This window comes from Rhodococcus sp. 24CO (assembly GCF_050586165.1).
Classification (GTDB): domain Bacteria; phylum Actinomycetota; class Actinomycetes; order Mycobacteriales; family Mycobacteriaceae; genus Rhodococcus_F.
This window is the reverse complement of record NZ_JAZFNF010000001.1, coordinates 669,805-687,715: the sequence shown is the minus strand read 5'-3', so window position 1 is coordinate 687,715 and position 17,911 is coordinate 669,805. Positions and strand designations below refer to the sequence as shown.

Sequence of the window (17,911 nt, the reverse complement as noted above, 5' to 3'; positions counted from 1 at the left end):
CACCTACGGGGGAGTTTGTGCCTGCTCGACAAACAGGTAGAGGGGAAACAATTGAAATTCACGACTCGACGGATGCTTGCTGGACCGATGCTGGCGACGGCGCTCACCGTGCTTGCGCTCTCCACGACACCGATAACAGCATCCGCTGCGCCGGCCTCTCTGGATCCGGACCCGTTCTACGCACAAACCGAAGCCGCCACCGGTCCCGTCGGCACACCCATCTCCGTCCGACGAGCGCCTGACCTTTTGACCTTCCCAGGATCCGCAGTCTGGCAAGTGAACTTCAGATCGCTGAACTCGGCAAATAATCCGATCGTCGCCGTCACCACCGTAATAATCCCGCCCAACCACGCACCTGACGGCCCGCTGTTGTCGTACCAACACATCGTCAACGCACTGGGCACTGAATGCGCACCATCGCGAGCTCTCTACAGCTCTGACCCCAGGAGCACCTACCGTGAAGCCGTAGCACTGAACATCGCCCTTCAACGCGGCTGGGCAGTGGCACTTCCCGACCATCTGGGTCCCACCAGCGCGTACGGCGCCGCCCGCCTCGGCGGACAGATCACTCTGGACGGAATACGCGCTGTGCAGAAATTACCCGAACTCGGGCTCACATCCAGCCCCGTCGGAATCGCGGGCTACTCAGGTGGCGGTATGGCAACAGCGTGGGCCGCCGCGCTTGCACCGACGTATGCCCCTGAAATCAACATCGTCGGCGTCGCCGAAGGCGGTGTACCCATGAACATCACCAAGATGGCAAACGCACTCGGTCGCGATCCTCACCCCGCGTTCGGTTTGGCATTTGCGGCTGCACTGGGTCTCGAACGCGAATATCCGGCCGCACTACCGCTTACCAGCCAACTCAACGGTCTAGGACATGCTCTGGCTGCAGACTTGACCAACGCCTGCACAACCCAACTCCTCATCACCGGAGCCGGTCGCAGCGCCCTCGATGTAGCGCTGTCGACATCGATGCTGGACAACCCTGACGCCATCAGCGTCATGAATGACAACAGCGTGGAACTCTATCCCGGAGTTCCGACGGCACCGGTATACGAATGGCACAGTGCCACAGACAATCTCATTCCGGTCGACTCCGTTGTCGCAACCATGGCCCGATACTGCGCAGCAGGCGCCACCATCCAAAGCGTGTTGGGCCCCAATCTGGATCACCTCACCGTAGGAGCTATCGGACTGCCGGCCGCGGTCGACTATCTGCAAGATCGATTTGCCGGCCGACCGGCGCCGAGTAACTGCTGACATGAGCGTTCCGTGGCCAAATGTCGCGCGCGGTGGCATCGTGAAGTCATGAATGATGCGGACGATACCGGCGCAGCAGCCGAAGGTAACTACAGCCTCGATCCCGACGACCAACTACAACCCGAAGACACTCTGATCGACCGAGGCGTTGACGACATCCTCGACGAGGGGATTTCGCCGCCTGAACGTCCCTATGCCCTCGGTGATACAGAAACGGGGGAGACCCTCGACGAGCGTCTTGCCGAAGAAGAACCTGACCCTGCGGCGAAGCTGGGGGATCCGCTATTCGAGCAACGCGACGCGGAAGACGCTGTCCGCGAAGCGGAATTCCCACCCGACCGTGAAGTGGGCACACGCCGCGCAGGACGCCTTGTTGCCGAGGACGAAGGCCAATACGAGGACGAGGAAAGCAACTTGGTAGCCGAGGACGTCGGTGTCGATGGAGCCGCCGCCTCGGCCGAGGAAGCAGCGATTCACATCATCGAGGACTAGCTTGTTCGAGGGTTGACGGCTACGGCGACGTCATCACGATTGTGTGGACGTGATTTCCGCCCAGTCGTTTACTCTCGTACATCGCGGAATCGGCGAGACGATGAAGCGCGTCGATTCCGGCTTCCTCTGCATCTGAATCCAGCCAACTGCCATTGTGGATTGCGATCCCGATACTTGTAGTCGATCGTGGTTCGACAATCGGTGTATTCATTGCGGGGTGGATTCGCGAGATCAGATCACCGACATCAGAGAGCGGCATGATCTGAACCACGATGAATTCGTCACCGCCGACTCTGGCAATTGCTGCATCTGCTCGCGCCCATGCGGTCAATCGATTCGCTGTACGAATGATGACGCGATCACCGACATCATGTCCGAAAGTGTCGTTGAATTGCTTGAAATTATCGATGTCGATGACAACCACCAACAATGACTGGCCGATACTGGACTTGGATCGAATCAACTCCGCTGTGCGACGGGCAAGACCGCGGCGATTGAGAAGATCTGTCAGAGGATCGAGCTCAGAACCCTGTGCGTCGTTGCTCAGCAGGATCAACGCAATCTGCGTCAGGAACGGAATGACGCTGATGACACTCACCGCAAAGAGGATTCGCCCAAAGGTATCGAAGAACGTTGTCGGTTCTTCGGTGAAGACACCACAGCATGCTGCGACGACGATTGTGATCGAAAACAGCAGGTGAACCAGGTGAGCACGCATGTTGTGGAAGAAAGCGATATACGTGCCGATCAGCCCGAACACCAGTGACCCGAGGAGTCGCTGATCAAGATCCGCTTCGGTGAGCACGATAATGGCAATCGACACATCACTCGCGATGACAAACTGAAGCGAGCGGTTTCTGGTAGTCGTGAATACCGGGTATGCCAATCCGCCTATCAGCGCGAGTACACCGATGATCAGGTCAAGCGGAATGCTGCTTATTTGATCTGATGCCGTTCCCAGTCGTTTTCCCACGACAGTGACTCCCATGGAAAAAACCATGAGGCCGATAAGTATTCGTGTGGTTTTGAGGAATCCGTTGCCGCGAAGCAAACGGGTAAATCGATCAAACTGGTCAGGCATAGCGAGCCAGCGTTCGACCACATCTCGTATGGGGTTCACTGAGGAGATTGGCCTCGCGAACTCGTGAGCGGAAATTCGGGCATGCCGACGAGTTTAGTCGCATATCGAGTTTCTTAGAGCTTTCTGAACACGAACCAGAGAGCTTAATACGTCACTGTGACGTATTAAGCTGGGGGAGGCCGACCCAGGAAGTCGCCGACCGCTGGCCGGAATCCCGCGCAGGCTCGTCAATATGCCTAGGCCTGAGCCAGGCGGCGTTTAGTTGCCATAGGCCCGGGAGCACGGGCGTGGCGGAGCCAGACAATCTGAGCTGACAACTGATTCCGCAGGGCTGAGACCAGTCGGTCGCGCAGACATGGACGGAATGAGAGCGCGTGTATGTGTAGGCACAGACACGCATCACGGGGAATTTGTTTATTCGGGTCGTCCGCCAGATATCCGCACGTCGTCAATTTGCCGATAATCTACATTATGTCAAGTAGTGTGGATCTAGGCGTCGGGAGCACCTTCCCCGTGGATCAGGCGCACATCGAGCACGACGCTTCCGAGACAGTCTCGACGCCGATTCGTCGTTTCCACATCTGGACCTGAAGACGACGCAACAACGGCGGATGCTGCAGCGGATGGTCCAGGATCTTGCCGCGCGCGTCGCGCCGCATTCGGACCTTCGAACTGCAATCCCACAACGCGAGCGCGTCACCGTCTCCGCACGCCGTCCGGTAATGAATCCCAGTGACGGAATCGCCGGCCGGTTGATCTTCGAATATCGCGCGGGCCCATTCCTGAGTTGACGCTCTGGACTCTGCGCCTCGAGCAACTCGGACTCGGTGTCTGATGATCGAATCTGCTTAGCGGTCCAAATGAACGAAACGTCGCGCCATCCAGCGCGTACGTCCCGCGGTGATAGATTCGGCACCCCTGCCACGGCTCCCCTGGTCCTGATCCGGGTGGAATCCATCGCCACAGAACGCCACCTGGACTCATAGGCCGCTCCGGCGACCCGAGAGATTTCACCATGCAGCGGCAGTGAGGCGCTGCGCATGTGCGACGACTCCGTCAGGTCCGTGCGCAACTATTTCCTGCAGTGGCGTACGTCCGTCGAATTCGATACTGGGTTTGTTCATCCAAGCGGACAGGCTCACGGGCCCACCTGGAAACACAGCTTGCAGCGTGTCGAAGCGTGGAATGGATGCATCATCCGGAATGAATTGCCATGCCGGCAAACGCCATTCACGTCCGCGCTTGAGGCCGATCAGTTTTCCCTCGTCAATCTTTGCCGTAATGGCCTGCTCCCGCACGCCCAGTAAGTGGGCAGCTTGTTTGCAAGTGAGTCCGGTGTCAATGAGTGCGTCGGCGGCAGCACGAACCGCATTGGCATCAGCCTCGCTGAGATCCGCAACCAAATGTAGGCGCGCATGGCGCGCTTTTGACGTCGAACTGCCGGCGCTGTGCTTCCGTGTGGCAACCATCAGATGTCTCCCTGCACAAGCTATGAAAGGTAACCGTGATTTGATTGTTCGCCGCGCCGGGGTGCCCATGCAGGGCTACTCGGTTACCGGCGACTAGCTTTGGTTCATGGATACCGCCTCAATGATGTTGGGCTCGCCTCGTGGTCGGTTTTTCTGTGCAAATATCGGATACGCCTGCAGCACGCACAAGTTGGCGTCGAGTTACGGTCGGTCCGGGACGCTCAGCGACGTAGTCGATGTCCTTGCGAACGTTGACGTCGGAGCGATCGCGGCATTGTCCGAAATCGAAATTCTCGACCGGTTCGCCTATGCCGTGGATTTTGCACGCTACTGGCAGCCGCCGGACGAAGAGGACATCGTGTTGGTGGTCCCCCAGGTTGTCGAGCTTCTCCGACCCATCGCTCATGCGATCTTGGCATCACCGCATACCCAGTGGTGGGCTGAGCCCGTCGACAACTTCAACCAGCGAATGGTTCAGAAATTCGACCGTTCCGATGACCCCGAGGTGACTCCCCTGCACATCCGACAGTTCCAGGACGGACTGGAGCAGTGGCGAACTCACACGCTGGACTACGAAGCGACGTTTGTCGAATGTCTGAAAGCAGATCCTGACAGGCAGATCGGCGGTGAATGGTGGTCGATCCCAGCCGCGAACGGGGCTTACGACACCACTCGCGCCCGGGACGTCCTCGGAGCTATCGAGTTGATGCTCGTTGAGGACAGCCCAGGATGGGGTTTCGCTCACGTGTGGCAGGTGAGCGTCCACAGAACACCTCGGGTGTACGAGATCACCAGCCCCACGGCCTGGGCACACCTCGTCGACACCTATCCCCTCGCTGTGCCGGCATCGCGTCGTTCTGTTTGGTACGAGACCACAGGCGAGTATCACGACTGGTTTATTCCGGATTGGAGCAAGGTAGTCAACGACTACGACGCAGTTCACCTGAGCATGATCGGGTATCTCACCACTCCTGGCATCACGATTCCTCTGTCCGACCACTCAGGTGCCACCGTACTTGCAGGCTGGAATCCCGACACCACGTTCTGGCTGAACACTAGTTTCATCACCGTCGACGGCGATATGACCGCTTGGCGTCCGGACTCCGAGAATCTCTGGGCGCCTGTCTAATCGGGCGCCTGTCTAATCGCCTGGTGCCTGAGATCCTCGGGTGACCTCGACGGCGGCACTCATTTTCGTCAAGAACTCGCCGATAGTATTCAAGTGCGTCGGCGAAAAGGATTCCAAGACGTCGATGGCCTGGCCGATCAGTGGACCGAAAAACGACCATCCCAGATTCTTGGCACTGTCGGTGACACCGATGATCACGCGTCGACGGTCACTCATATCCCGCTCTCGGACCACCAGGCCGCGTTGGTCCATACGGTCGATCAATGCTGTTACCGACGCGGAGTTCAAGCCCAGTTGCTGACCCAGCCATCCCGGCGTGGCTGGTTGTCCCGCACGTTCGGCGTCTAGAAGGCTGATCAGCGCTCGCACATCTGTGGAGTGAAGTTGATGCTGCGCAGCGAAGTTCGCACCGAACAGATCCAGCTGCACGACCAACGCTCGCAGTAGGTGCACCATCTCGTGACCGCTGGTAATGCCTGCATCATCGATCGATCAGTTCGCGGCAACCGATATCGGTGCGGCCTTCTACGCTGCATACGATTCGGTACTGTCCGCGTGGCCGGACGACACGACTGCTATCAGGTTCGAATCCGATTACGGCACAACTTATATCAATGCGTGCGGCCCTGAATCAGGCCCTCCGGTCATTCTTCTACCAGGAGGTGGAGCAACGTCAACTGTATGGTTTGGCAATGTGACTGCGCTCAGCGCGCGGAACAGGGTCTATGCAGTGGATCTGATGGGAGATGCTGGACGCAGTACCGCACACGGCAAACCGATGAAGACTGTCGATGACCTGCTCGACTGGCTGGAGAGCGTTACAGACGGGCTCGGAGTCGACTCCCCCGTTTGTTGTCGGCCACTCGTACGGGGCCATGATGGCATTGGCCTACGCACTGCACAATCCCGACGGAGTGGGTCGGCTCATATTGATCGACCCCAATTCTTGCTTCGCCGGCATGAGGATGCAGTACCTGGCGCATGCACTCCCAATTCTCCTGCGCCCGAACGAAAAACGGGAACGGACGTTCATAGAATGGGAAACCGACGCCGCACCGCTGTCCGAGGACTTCATGTCTCTCCTCACGCTTGGAGCTGCCCACTTCCCGAAATCGAAGACGATTGTGCCGAAGTGCCCCGACACGAAGACGCTAGAGGGATTTTCCGTCGAGACGACGGTCATTCTCGCGGGGCGAAGCAAGTTCATGACAGTCGCCAAGTTGCAGCTTCGATACGTGCGACGCTCCCCCACACTGAGCCTTTGATTCTCGCTTCGGCGACACACCATGGACTTCCGATGGTGCCGGCAGACGAGCTAAATTCCGCTCTGTGCTCTGCACTTAGGTCCTAGTTAGTAAGTGCTAGTCCTGCGCTTCTCACCGTGGGGCAAGTGCAAAGATTCGCAGATCACGATCCGTGCGATCTCGATATTTTGCATAGGTCTCACCGATTGCAACGAACTTTCCGAAGGTGCGCACCTCTCCACACCTGACGTCAGGAAACGAATCTGCCGGGAGCGCTCTCCCCCGGATCCAGCTTCCTCAATTCCATCGCAGCAGGTGTTCACGCACAAGGGTTCGTCATACATGCGACATCGTGACAGGTCGAACCCCTGTTGTCTTAGCGTTTTGCCCGACTTGTTTTGTGGTGGGGTGAGGTGTGCGGCTATCTGTGTGGCAGTGCCTGGTGCTTAATTGACCACCTAGATTCGGAAAATTACGTTGTTCCGTCGACGACTGATTTTAGGCAATCGGAACAGGGAAGCGAACGACAAGACTCCATTTTTGGCGAGCTGTCTTGTTTGATCAGCCAACTGCGATCGAAAACCGCACTATCACATGGGTTTTCTCGGAATTGGACCGACTGTCACTCCCCCCTGGGTGCTGCACGACACTACCCCAATCACTCTCGTGGACTTGCCGGCGGCTGGTTCACGAGACCCTCCCCTTCCCCGTGAACCAGCCGGGTTGTCCGTCAGTTGGCCGGCATCTCCCACGGTGTGTCGGGAAGGACATGCCCGGTCTCGAGCAGGGACTTGAGGTTGGAGAGAACTGCCGGCCAACCCCGGGAAATGCTGTTGTGTGCATCCTCGTCGGCGAGGTTTTCGTGCACCACCGTGAGTCGAACAATCGAGCCGTACGGTTCGATTGTGTAAGTCACCCGAGAGGTGGTGTCCTCGCTGGGATTGTCAGGAGACGCCCAAGACGTGACGAGTCGGTTCGGCGCTTCACTTTCGATGACAGTGCCCACGACATCAGCGACACCGGAACCATCGTTGCGGCGGTGTTCCCACGAGGATCCAACATTCCAGTCCGAAACGTTCTGGTGCCCCCAATACGCCGCTGTGATGTCCGCGTCGGTGAGTGCTCGCCACACCGCTTCCGGCGTGCTCTCGATGTAGGTGACGTACTTGTAGGTGGGCTTGACGCTCATTTCTGCCTCCGCATGTCGTTTGATTGCACTCAGCGCATGAAGTCGCGAGTGTTCGAAAGTGTCAATCCATCGTTCGCGAATCTCCTCGAGCGGAACAGGATTGAGATAATGACGCTTCTCTCGACCATGGCGTACGTGGCTCACCAGATTTGCCGCCTCGAGCACGGCTAGGTGTTGGGTTGCCGACTGGCGTGTCATCGTCACGCGCTCGCATAACTCCCCCAGTGTCTGACCATTGTCTTCGCGCAGGCAGTCGAGAAGGAACCTGCGCGTTGGATCCGCCAGTGCTTTGAAAACCAGGTCGGTAGATGACGCCATGGACACATAATATGCAGGCAAATACCTGCATGTCCAGCGTTGTGCAACAGACCAACGAGTTCGAACTTCTGCGAACTTGTCGCGTTGCCGCGTCGGGCTTGGCTAGATCCACGAGCGCCTCCGGATCAAACCTGTATTCCTGCAGAGTGTTTCGAGCTTGAATCTTCCAATCTCGTACGTTCATCGACCTGTACCCGCCTGATTGATCATTGGAGACCTTCCTTGGTAGGCACAAACGTCTGCGGGCCAGCGAGATTGGATCGCTGGCCCGCAGACGGTATTCAGTTGTTGACAGGAACGAATCCCCTACTATGTGCGTCGGGGCTGGTTTACCACCCCGAACTCCCGGGTGATCCGAAGTTGCTGGGCGTTAAAGAGAAATTGCCCGCAGCCAGAACGAAACCCAGAACGAAGTCCACGAACTCCAACGAGCCGCCCACCAGGGAGTCGTTGACCGCTTGAGGGGCCGAGGCGCGCGCACCGATAGGCGGGACCATCACCCCTATCGGGAGTGTGCCGGTCGGGAGGTTGAGGACAGCATTGATGTCGTAGATGGTGTTGTCGGCAGTGTTGGTCACCGAAAACGAGACACTGCCGAAGTCGGTGACCGGACTATCGGCTGACGCGGTACCAACTGCACTGCCGAGGGTGATCGCGACGGCGAGTGCGCCGGCTCCAAGCACCGCGGCGGTCCGGGACCAACGAACGGGCATTTCGAGACCATTCACAGATGTACTCCTTTGTTGTGACAGCAGCCGTGCACGCAACGCGGAGCAGCCACGAGATTGCATCCACTACAGAGGAAGATAACGGACATTCACGTCATCGCGCGGTAGTTCAGCACGAAGTGGTCCGCTGCCTAATGAGAAGCGACTGTAAGGAATTAGGTTTCGACTCCTCCCGAACGCAGGTCTCACTGTGCTGCCGTACATGACTGACGAGAAAGCTCGCCTAGGCAAGCGCCGACGTGCGCTGCGCGTCGGCGAGTGCGGTCCGCGCGCGGCGGGTGAAATACGTCAGTCGGGCGCGCACCAGAGAAATTCCGTGCAACTCCTGTCCTGCCCTGATCGAGAGTCGATCACGATCGAGGAACAACGGAACCATGACCAGATCGCGGTACAGCGAGTGCAGGCGCGGGTGATCCGCCAACCACAGCGTCCATCGCCACCACAGACGTGCCGACGCCGTAACGCCGACAATGCTTGTGCCGAAGACTGATTCCACGGCTGCCAATTGCACGTCCACGGCACGGCGAACGTCACGCTGCATCGGGCGACTCGACAACGCGGAGCCGAGCGACGGGTCATACGCGAGCAGATATCCGACGTCGAAAACACTGTTCAATGCGAGGTCGGCGCGTACCAGTGCCCGGTCGGCAAGGCGGGCATGGGCGATAACGTGCAGTGCAACATCATCCAGCGCAAGGTTGGCGCCGGCCGACGACACGACGTTCTGCACCGCACGCTCTCGTGTGAGCGCATGTCGCGCAAAGCGCGGCAGTAGGTGCGAATGGATTTCGACGGAACCGTGTCGATCGTCTCGAAGCAGCGCTGGTTCCTGATGGTCGTCGTGATCGATGGAATCCGCGGATACCTCGTCGGCGCGCACCATGCGGTAGCCGTAGTCGATGATCGCGTCGTTGGCAGGGACCGCGTGAGCAAGGTCCACGACAAGCAGATCTATGTCGGTCATCCGCCGCGCCGCGGGAGTGGGCCAGATGTTGCGTTCGAGTAACGCCGCGCCTTTGAGTGCAACAGTGGGAAACCCCCTATCTCGCAGCATCTCCTGAAGTTCAGCCCGCTGAGATTCCAGATCGGCGATTCGCAGCGTATTGCGATGGTGCACGAGGCTCAGTGTCAATTGTGGACTTGATACGTCGGCTGTCGATGTTGCCAGCATCGTTGCAAAACTTGGCGACAGGATCGAGGCGAACCCAGCGTCGACAGCTGCAGCAGCGAGTAGCGGTAGCGCCCTGTGCCGCGCGGCAACGTCGATAAGCCGCGGCCAGTCGTCATCACTACATGAACGAATGACCTCAGCACCATCCTCGGCGTCGAGCATCGCGATCAGATACTGCGTGTCACGCACGACGCCACCAAATCCTCGACGGCCGCGATCCCGGAATCCAGGTGCTGGCGAGTCAAACTGAAGCACGCCGTATTCGACAACAGCGCTGCGATATTACGGAGCGTCAGCCGGTGATCGTCTGACCACAATGCGGATTGTTCGGCCAACGATTGCAAGGCCGAAGAGGCAGGCATAGGCACAACCCGCGTCGTGTCACTCCACCCCTCGAGGATCAACAGCACATCGATCCCCCGCAACCCGGCCACAACGTCAGGTGGCGTCGGCAGTGAGGTCGGGTCAAGTGCCCACACCGAGGGTTCATACGGCAGATGCAGAAGCTCACGGCTGCTGATCTCGGGCAACACATCGAACGTGCCCACCTTGACATGGACACGACGCGGTAGGCCGACAGCGTCCTCACCTCGGATGAAGATGCCCTCGTCCGCGTGAAGCTGCGCGCCCTTCAGAGCGAGCGCCAGTGCCAGCGTGGTCTTCCCGGCCCCCGAGTGGCCGGCAATCGCCACCCGCACACCGCCACAATCCACCAAAGCAGCGTGCAGGCGCGTCCACTCCTCGACGCGAGCCGCGGTCATGACATCGCGGTGCACGGTGCGATAGATACTTTCGGCGGCATGCAGACCGTCGAGCCCGACCAAGTTTTCACGGGCCGCATCGATCGTGGAAAGGATGGTCACATCCCATCGCCCTGACAGCGATTCACTGGGCACAACGTGCGCGTCTACCCGGTGGTTCGCAGACCACGGGCTGGAAATCTTGTGTTCAACGACGCGAACTTCGGGAACAGCAGTGCCCGTGACGTGTGCGTCGACCCACAGGTACTGCGAACGGATGTTCTCCGCATCGCCTGCCGTCACCTAGGACCTCACACCAACAACCGTGACGTGTTCAGCTGTCCGTATGTTTCATTGACCACGGATTGCGCTTCAGCAGTGGGGATTTCGAGGACTTCAGCAACGGCGTCGACTATGTCTCCGACAGTCCGGCCGTCGCACAGTTCCCATACCAGGGTCGCAACAGGATTGAGGTGATGCGCAACCTCGCTGGAGCTGTCGTAGAGGACAACTCCGTCAGCGAGGTCATTGCTTTCTACGCTGCGTGCACGCTGGGGCCGGGTGTCTACGAGCAATGTCAAGGGAGCCTCCCGTGGATGTGTTTGGTAATCAGAGGGTGAAGCGTCGTGAGTATTCGGATTCGAGTGCGCCTGACCGGAGCAAGGTCCGATTGGTGGCGATACCTGGCGACAACGACAGACAGGTCAGCATGCCCGAAGCGCCGGCATCCACTACAAACTCGGCGAGGGAACGATATCGACCAGCCCACTGCGCAAACTCGGCGGATTGCGATTCACGATCGGGAATGGCGGCAAGAATCGCTTCGAACGCACGAGAATTCACAAGTACCGCATGCACTCCACGGTTTTCCGCGCTAACGCGAATCAGCGACGAATCACCAAATAGGGCGCCGTCCTGCGATTTCGGGTCATGGCCGAGATGCACCACGTCCCACTCGAGATTGTCGAGTTCAGTGCGTGCTGCGTCGAGTATCGACGACGACACATCGAGCAGATCGAGATTGTCGGCCGCGACGAGAACCGAACCCCATTCTTTCTCTGCTGCCCGTGTGATGGCACGACGCCAGGAGACCGCAAATCCGATTGCCGGGTTCGCGCGGTCCTCGTACGCCGAAATTCTCTCTACCCCAGCGATATTCGCGTGTCGATTGAACTTCCGCCACGAGTGCGACCAGCTTTCACGATCTGTATCGAGATTTACCAGGGCCACTCCCATGGTGGCCACCGAATCATCGCCGGAAGTAACCCGACTGCGTGCCGGATCGTGTCTCAGCGTTACATCGCTCGCTCCCTCAGCAACGAGCCAAGCGGGCAAGGAGAATTCACCCGCACCCACACCGTTGGTGAACTCGGACAGTCCGTCGTGCAAACGCTCGTAGGCACTATTGCGCACGATCAACACCGCACCGGACAAGTCGGCTTCGGGTCCGTGGACAACTGCACAATCGACGTCGTCGGCGAGATCGATCATTACGTTTCGGAGTTTGTATGGCAGTGCACCGTCGATGACGTGGTCTTCCGCAAGGAAGACCACGGACGTCCAGCCCAACAGAATCGCCTTGTCGATTCCTGCGACAAACGCACTCGCCGGCCGCCACGGATCCTCGACCTCCTCCACGGGCACGACTCGGTGCACTGCCACATCGACCGATTCGGCCTCGGCGAGGCACGATCGCCATGGCGCGACGCGGCGATCGTCACTCAGGACGAGCACACCACCGAAGATCAGCTCAGGCTTCTGCACGCTCCGTTCGGCACGCTCACGAATGCTCGGATACGAGTTGCCCAGATGTTTGGAGAACTGACGGTGTACGGACTCGACATCCCAACCGATCTCCTGCCAACCGAGAAGGTAGTTGTGAATCCGATCGTCCCAGTTGATGCGATACGGGACCCCGGCAGGGCGTTCGAACCGGTGCAACCAGCCGAATGACGGCAGGCACATCACTTTTCCGCCGTTGATCCGGAATTTTTCGTGGATGTAGCCCTCTTCACCACCAAAGCCTGTGAAGTGCGAGTTCAGTCCGGGCCACGCTTCGCGTCGACACGCAAACGACCCCAAACCTTGCATGGGGATCTCGAATGGAACGTCGGGTTTCTCCTTCGCCCGCGGATCTACACCCCAGGCGCCGAACATCCCGCGCCGCCAGACCGGCTCCATGTGTGTGGCCGCGATGTGTGAGGAGTCCTGCGACAGCATCGGGCCCTGGATCAGATCATCAGTGTCCGGATGCGCATCGAAATAGGCCAGAAGCGAAGCCAACGACCCAGGGGCCAAGATCACATGCGAGTCGAGCACCAACACGTACTTCCCAGTTGCCTTGCGGAACAGCACATCCCGAACTGCCGTCGAACGCACCTCCGTGAACGGAATGTAGCGGAACCGGTCCACATACTTTGCGAACGATTCGAGCATCGGCGCCGGCAACCCCTCGGGGAAATTATCCAACAACACGAACTCGACTCGATCGAGGACTTCACGATGGTGAGTCAGTATCGAGTGGATCGTGAAATACGCGCCGTCGAAATCGTCGTACGTCGCAATGGCAATCGTCAGATCCACTGGTTTCCCGTGAGGCGGTGTCTCCTTCACCGTCACGGTGCCCGCGCTCTGAAGTTTCTTCAGAGCGCGGTGCAGCGCGGCATCGAACTCACTCATCGTGTGCGTAGTCCCTCGTTATCGACAAGGATCAGGTCGGGTCAGTGGGGTCTGTGGGTTCTGTCGGGTTTGTAGAGTCCGTTGGATCAGTGGGAACTGTTGGATCAGTCGGCTCGGTGGGGTTAGTGGGTCCCGCCGGGGTGGTGGGTTCCGTCGGAACCGTGGTGGTTGTTGTTCCGCCCGAACCCGAAGAACTCCCCGATGATCCCGAGCTACCGGAACTGGATCCCGATGAGCCGGAAGATCCGGAACTACCTGACGATCCCGAAGAACCAGAGCTACCCGAAGATCCCGACGACCCGGAACTGCCGGGCTGACCAGATCCGCTATCGCCCTGACTCGGCTGGCTACCCTGACCGTTCTGCCCCTGCTGCCCTCGATTCGGCAAACCCGACAAGTTCGGTGTGTCACCTGATGCAAATGCCGGCGCAGCACCACCCAGGCTGATGGATGTCACTACCGGAACCGTGACCGCAGAAGCTGCAAGTACAGTTTTCACGAATTCCCGTCGACCTACCGGAACAGTCTGAAAAGCATCGCCACCCACGGGTGTCCTCCCGAATTCACTCATTCACGCTCAATCGACCTGTTTGCGACAAAGCTAGCATCCATATAGCGAACAAACCGACCCGAAACGCTGATTTTGGTCGAATTCAGCTAACTCCTTCAATCTCCCTGCGGGTTTCAGTTCGATTACCGAACCAACTCCCAGATCGTCCAATGTCGCAATTATCCGATTTAGCGATCAGGAGCTTCCCGTACACCGATTCGGCTGTCACATAAAACCTCAGATTCACGAATTATTGCCTTACATAACCAGTTTCGCATCAGAGTCGTCTACACCTGCATGTTTGAACGCGCGCCGACTCGGGCGCCGATTGAAGGTCACATGTAGCGCGCTTCAGTTCACGAGTTCTGCACACCGAGTCGCTGGGGACGCCCACATCCGCGAGATCGGCATACTTTTGGCAATTTTCCTTGGTAACCGAAAGCGATAACTGATCCGTTGATGTCGTAGCTGGCCCGTCGCGATCCGCGCTGCCAGTCGGACCGTAGCCGGAACCCGTAGTTCACACCCCTTTCCGGCGCGCCGGAGAGGGGTTATGCCAACAGATCCACGGCACATCAGTACCGTGATGTGATCGAGCCAACTTTTGGCATGAGAGGAGAGGGTCAGCACATGGACTTGGCAGCAATTGGTGTGGGCGTCGGGTACGCGTCTGTCGCGTTGTCGATCTTGGTTTTCGTAGGCGGCTGTATCGCCCTGTTCATCCTGTCGATTCGGCAGTAGTTCGACGCACATGCGCCCCGCGTGATCATCCCGGTGCACCTACTTGTCCATGCGGCAGGTGGGGCTCTGGGAACTCTTCACTGGATCGATTCCGGAAGAGTCGGACATCTTGCGGACTCGCAGAGAACCTCAGCGTAGGTGGGACTACCGTAGAACCGTCGTCTACAACTCGAGGAGCACGGAATGAGCATCCAGTCGGTTGAATCGCACCGCCACCGCGTCGTGGTGATCGGTTCCGGCTTCGGTGGATTGTTCGGCACTCAGGCTCTCAAAAATGCCGATGCCGAAATCACGATGATTGCGCGTACCACCCATCACCTTTTCCAACCCCTTCTCTACCAGGTGGCTACAGGAATTCTGTCCGTCGGCGATATAGCGCCGGCAACCCGATTGGTGCTCCGCAAGCAGAAGAACGCGCAGGTACTACTCGGTGAAGTCGAGACGATCGACTTGAAGGAGAAAACCGTCACGTCGCGGCTGTTGGAACGGGTTACCGTGACGCCGTTCGACAGTTTGATCGTCGCTGCGGGCGCCGGACAGTCGTACTTCGGAAACGATCACTTTGCCGAATTCGCGCCGGGCATGAAGACAATCGATGACGCGCTCGAGCTTCGCGGTCGTATCTTGGGCGCGTTCGAGCAGGCAGAACTGTCGGACGATCCCGCCGAGCGCGCACGCCTCCTGACGTTTGTTGTTGTCGGTGCAGGCCCGACGGGTGTTGAGCTCGCCGGTCAGATCGCGGAGTTGTCGCGTCGCACCCTCGATGGCGCATTCCGGAAGATCGATCCACGGGAGGCCCGGGTTGTATTGCTGGACGGTGCGCCTGCGGTGCTTCCGGTCTACGGAGGCAAGCTGAGCCGAAAGGCCGCAGAAACGCTCGAGGGTCTCGGCGTCGAGATTCAGTTGGACGCCATGGTCACCGATGTCGACAACGACGGGCTGATCATCAAGGAGAAGGACGGCACCCTACGCCGCATCGAGTCGCAGTGCAAGGTGTGGTCGGCCGGTGTTCAAGCGAGCCCCCTCGGCAAGCAGCTGGCAGAGCAGAGCGGCGGCGAGACAGACCGCGCTGGGCGGGTCATGGTCAACCCGGATTTGTCACTGCCGGGTCATCCCAACGTGTTTGTTGTCGGCGACATGATGTCGCTGGATAAATTGCCGGGCTTGGCGCAGGTTGCGATGCAGGGCGGCAAGTACGCGGCAAAGCAGATCAAAGCCGAGATCGACGGACAGGCACCCGCCACGCGGGTTCCGTTCAAGTACTTCGACAAGGGCAGTATGGCCACCATTTCGCGATTCAGCGCGGTGGCAAAGGTGGGCAAGCTCGAGATCAGCGGTTTCATCGGCTGGGTGGCGTGGTTGGCCATCCACCTGCTGTATCTGGTTGGGTTCCGCTCACGCGTGTCCACGATCCTGTCGTGGACGGTGACGTTCTTCGGCCGTGGCCGCGCTCAGATGGCGTCGACTGAGCAGCAGGTATTCGCTCGAAATGCCATGGGCGAGTTGGAGAAACACAATAAATCCAAGGCGGCGGTCGAGAGCGGAAAAGGCAAACCTGAACAAGCTGCCGGCTGAGCCTCCCGTTTGACACGCAAACGGCGGTGGAATTTGATTCCACCGCCGTTGTGTTGTTCTCAGGCCTCGCCGTCGTCAGTTGCCGATCGCTGAGGTGTCCGTGATGTTCGCAAGGCGCACCTGTCCCTTCGCAACCAGTCGGTCTTGCTCATCGGTGATGCGCACCTCCCACAACTGGGATGTGCGACCGCGATGAATTGGGTTGGCCTCTGCGGTCAGCGTCCCTTCGCGTGTCGCGCGCAGGAAATCGGTGTTGTTGTTGACGCCGACAACGTGCCCGCGCTCCCCCAGCCACACAGTGCCGCCGATGCTGGCCAGTGATTCCACTACGGAGCAGTACACGCCGCCGTGCTGGATGCCTGCCGGCTGGTGCAGCGTCGGCTTGACCGTCCACTGAGCGCGAACTCGATCCGGTGTCACATCGGTGTATTCCAAACCGATGGTGGCGTCGAAACCGGTTCCCAGCAAGTTCTTCAAGTCTGCGATGTCAGCTGTGTCGGACATGCCTTCTCCATCTGTGTTTCCCATGGCGCCGGTGCGGCGGCCGCTGACTACTTGCCTACACCAGCCGTAACTCGAGCGTCGATTCAGGTCCGTAAAGACGAACAGGCGGGTTCCGCATCGTGACGATGCGGAACCCGCCGTGGGAAGGACCGGGAGTCTCTGCAGCCCTCAGGACTCCGGCGCGGTCCGGCAGTTTCTTGAACTCAGCGGGTTGTTCTCCCCGCCTCGCGCTCCTCAATCATAGGCAAGGTTTACCTAATTAAGCAAGCGTTTCGTCAAACTGATTCCAGCGGGGGCGCGCAGCGATCTTCCGACGAGACCGCACCGGGACTCCGACGCCGACAAATGCGTCGAGTAGCCCCTGACCTCGGCGCTGCGCTGCCGTTTCGCCGCCACCGGCAAGAATCGGGACGTACGCGGTAGCTCCCAGGATGGCCTCGCCCACCAAGCCCCAGAAACGATAGGGATCTATCGGCGCGCAACGAGACACAGCGGCGAGCACTGCATGCAGGGCGCCAAGGCACCGGTGCGCCGTCCACACGAAAAGCGCTTCCTCACAGGGCATGTCGACAACACCGTCCCGGCCGTACTCGGTACCGCCCGGAGCTACGCGCAGCGTTTCGTCAACCACGCCCGCCCAGTCGATGCCACTGTCGCTGTCCATATGTATCCAGAGGTTCTCGAGGCCGGGATCCCACGCCGAGCCCTCCGCGACAATGGAAGCAGTCACCCTGCCGACGACGGCATGAATCAAGGACGTCGCAACCTGGATTGCCGCGGCCTCCGGATTGTCGAGATCCTGGAGAGATCGCAAATACAGCTGTTCGACTCGTTCACCTTGCAGACCGGTGCTCAGTTTCCACCATCGACGTTTACCCTCACCAGCCATGGCAGCAACCGCATACACGCGCGGGTAATCGGGGTTGAGCCCCCGTAATCGTGTGCAGGTGCGGCTGAATGCGTCAGTCCGGAAATCCAAGTCACGAATCTGCACATGCTCGGTGGTCAGGGTCATGGTCACCATGCACTCCAATCGGC

General features: G+C 59.1%; 18 protein-coding genes. 6 read left to right on the top strand and 12 right to left on the bottom strand.

Annotation, left to right across the window (positions count from 1 at the left end):
* Positions 1-72 precede the first annotated feature (72 nt).
* Together V2B23_RS03225 and V2B23_RS03220 are read left to right on the top strand one after the other, a co-directional pair.
* A complete protein-coding gene (locus V2B23_RS03225; protein WP_430949178.1) occupies positions 73-1,263 on the top strand; it encodes a lipase family protein in 1,191 nt (396 codons plus the stop codon).
* 48 nt (positions 1,264-1,311) lie between these two features.
* Positions 1,312-1,755 carry a DUF5709 domain-containing protein gene (locus tag V2B23_RS03220; RefSeq protein ID WP_430948986.1) on the top strand — a complete coding sequence of 148 codons (444 nt, stop codon included), beginning with the start codon at positions 1,312-1,314 and terminating at the stop codon, positions 1,753-1,755.
* Between the two features lie 19 nt (positions 1,756-1,774).
* On the opposite strand, the gene V2B23_RS03215 is transcribed toward V2B23_RS03220, so the two are convergent.
* The 3 genes from V2B23_RS03215 to V2B23_RS03205 form a co-directional block, all read right to left on the bottom strand.
* Positions 1,775-2,743, bottom strand: coding sequence for a GGDEF domain-containing protein (locus V2B23_RS03215; protein WP_430948985.1), 969 nt, complete (start codon positions 2,741-2,743; stop codon positions 1,775-1,777).
* 611 nt (positions 2,744-3,354) lie between these two features.
* Entirely contained in the window at positions 3,355-3,495 is a 141-nt protein-coding gene (locus V2B23_RS03210; protein ID WP_430948984.1) for a hypothetical protein, read from the bottom strand.
* 351 nt (positions 3,496-3,846) lie between these two features.
* Positions 3,847-4,305, bottom strand: a complete 459-nt coding sequence (locus V2B23_RS03205; protein ID WP_430948983.1) for a helix-turn-helix domain-containing protein — start codon at positions 4,303-4,305, stop codon at positions 3,847-3,849.
* Positions 4,306-4,411: 106 nt separating this feature from the next.
* Here V2B23_RS03205 and V2B23_RS03200 point away from each other — a divergent pair, with 106 nt between their 5' ends.
* A complete protein-coding gene (locus V2B23_RS03200; RefSeq protein WP_430948982.1) occupies positions 4,412-5,434 on the top strand; it encodes a hypothetical protein in 1,023 nt (340 codons plus the stop codon).
* A gap of 12 nt (positions 5,435-5,446) precedes the next feature.
* On the opposite strand, the gene V2B23_RS03195 is transcribed toward V2B23_RS03200, so the two are convergent.
* On the bottom strand, positions 5,447-5,890 hold the full coding sequence (locus tag V2B23_RS03195) for a MarR family winged helix-turn-helix transcriptional regulator (RefSeq protein ID WP_430948981.1): 444 nt from the start codon (positions 5,888-5,890) through the stop codon (positions 5,447-5,449).
* 335 nt (positions 5,891-6,225) lie between these two features.
* On the opposite strand from V2B23_RS03195, the gene V2B23_RS03190 reads away from it, so the two are divergent.
* Positions 6,226-6,699: an alpha/beta fold hydrolase gene (locus tag V2B23_RS03190; RefSeq protein ID WP_430948980.1), complete on the top strand. Its 474-nt coding sequence runs from the start codon at positions 6,226-6,228 to the stop codon at positions 6,697-6,699.
* Between the two features lie 709 nt (positions 6,700-7,408).
* On the opposite strand, the gene V2B23_RS03185 is transcribed toward V2B23_RS03190, so the two are convergent.
* The 6 genes from V2B23_RS03185 to V2B23_RS03160 all read right to left on the bottom strand — a co-directional run bounded on the left by V2B23_RS03185 (position 7,409) and on the right by V2B23_RS03160 (position 13,503).
* Entirely contained in the window at positions 7,409-8,167 is a 759-nt protein-coding gene (locus V2B23_RS03185) for an ArsR/SmtB family transcription factor (RefSeq protein ID WP_430949177.1), read from the bottom strand.
* A gap of 347 nt (positions 8,168-8,514) precedes the next feature.
* The gene (locus V2B23_RS03180; protein WP_430948979.1) at positions 8,515-8,913 is read right to left on the bottom strand and encodes a hypothetical protein; all 399 of its coding nucleotides are present in this window, start codon (positions 8,911-8,913) and stop codon (positions 8,515-8,517) included.
* Positions 8,914-9,136: 223 nt separating this feature from the next.
* Positions 9,137-10,273, bottom strand: coding sequence for a nucleotidyltransferase family protein (locus V2B23_RS03175; protein WP_430948978.1), 1,137 nt, complete (start codon positions 10,271-10,273; stop codon positions 9,137-9,139).
* Positions 10,252-11,127 (bottom strand): hypothetical protein, encoded by an 876-nt coding sequence (locus V2B23_RS03170; RefSeq protein ID WP_430948977.1) that lies wholly within the window; start codon positions 11,125-11,127, stop codon positions 10,252-10,254. The genes V2B23_RS03175 and V2B23_RS03170 overlap by 22 nt, the downstream gene beginning before the upstream one ends.
* A gap of 8 nt (positions 11,128-11,135) precedes the next feature.
* Positions 11,136-11,405, bottom strand: coding sequence for a PqqD family protein (locus V2B23_RS03165; RefSeq protein ID WP_430948976.1), 270 nt, complete (start codon positions 11,403-11,405; stop codon positions 11,136-11,138).
* Between the two features lie 28 nt (positions 11,406-11,433).
* Positions 11,434-13,503 carry a glycosyltransferase gene (locus V2B23_RS03160; protein WP_430948975.1) on the bottom strand — a complete coding sequence of 690 codons (2,070 nt, stop codon included), beginning with the start codon at positions 13,501-13,503 and terminating at the stop codon, positions 11,434-11,436.
* Positions 13,504-13,592: 89 nt separating this feature from the next.
* Between V2B23_RS03160 and V2B23_RS03155 the strand changes: the two genes are divergently transcribed.
* Positions 13,593-13,820, top strand: a complete 228-nt coding sequence (locus V2B23_RS03155) for a hypothetical protein (RefSeq protein ID WP_430948974.1) — start codon at positions 13,593-13,595, stop codon at positions 13,818-13,820.
* A 1,157-nt stretch (positions 13,821-14,977) separates the two neighbouring features.
* The gene (locus V2B23_RS03150; protein WP_430948973.1) at positions 14,978-16,369 is read left to right on the top strand and encodes an NAD(P)/FAD-dependent oxidoreductase; all 1,392 of its coding nucleotides are present in this window, start codon (positions 14,978-14,980) and stop codon (positions 16,367-16,369) included.
* 75 nt (positions 16,370-16,444) lie between these two features.
* Here V2B23_RS03150 and V2B23_RS03145 read toward each other — a convergent pair whose 3' ends face one another.
* Positions 16,445-16,873 carry a PaaI family thioesterase gene (locus V2B23_RS03145; protein ID WP_430948972.1) on the bottom strand — a complete coding sequence of 143 codons (429 nt, stop codon included), beginning with the start codon at positions 16,871-16,873 and terminating at the stop codon, positions 16,445-16,447.
* Positions 16,874-17,132: 259 nt separating this feature from the next.
* Positions 17,133-17,888: a hypothetical protein gene (locus tag V2B23_RS03140; RefSeq protein WP_430949176.1), complete on the bottom strand. Its 756-nt coding sequence runs from the start codon at positions 17,886-17,888 to the stop codon at positions 17,133-17,135.
* Positions 17,889-17,911: the final 23 nt, after the last annotated feature.

Coding starts and splice junctions, on each gene's coding strand:
- V2B23_RS03145 (WP_430948972.1), bottom strand. CDS start 16,873: ATGTCCGACACAGCTGACATCGCAGACTTGAAGAACTTGCTGGGAACC.
- V2B23_RS03220 (WP_430948986.1), top strand. CDS start 1,312: ATGAATGATGCGGACGATACCGGCGCAGCAGCCGAAGGTAACTACAGC.
- V2B23_RS03140 (WP_430949176.1), bottom strand. CDS start 17,888: ATGACCCTGACCACCGAGCATGTGCAGATTCGTGACTTGGATTTCCGG.
- V2B23_RS03190 (WP_430948980.1), top strand. CDS start 6,226: ATGACCTGCTCGACTGGCTGGAGAGCGTTACAGACGGGCTCGGAGTCG.
- V2B23_RS03205 (WP_430948983.1), bottom strand. CDS start 4,305: ATGGTTGCCACACGGAAGCACAGCGCCGGCAGTTCGACGTCAAAAGCG.
- V2B23_RS03150 (WP_430948973.1), top strand. CDS start 14,978: ATGAGCATCCAGTCGGTTGAATCGCACCGCCACCGCGTCGTGGTGATC.
- V2B23_RS03160 (WP_430948975.1), bottom strand. CDS start 13,503: ATGAGTGAGTTCGATGCCGCGCTGCACCGCGCTCTGAAGAAACTTCAG.
- V2B23_RS03210 (WP_430948984.1), bottom strand. CDS start 3,495: ATGCGGCGCGACGCGCGCGGCAAGATCCTGGACCATCCGCTGCAGCAT.
- V2B23_RS03225 (WP_430949178.1), top strand. CDS start 73: ATGCTTGCTGGACCGATGCTGGCGACGGCGCTCACCGTGCTTGCGCTC.
- V2B23_RS03195 (WP_430948981.1), bottom strand. CDS start 5,890: ATGGTGCACCTACTGCGAGCGTTGGTCGTGCAGCTGGATCTGTTCGGT.
- V2B23_RS03200 (WP_430948982.1), top strand. CDS start 4,412: ATGGATACCGCCTCAATGATGTTGGGCTCGCCTCGTGGTCGGTTTTTC.
- V2B23_RS03215 (WP_430948985.1), bottom strand. CDS start 2,743: ATGGGAGTCACTGTCGTGGGAAAACGACTGGGAACGGCATCAGATCAA.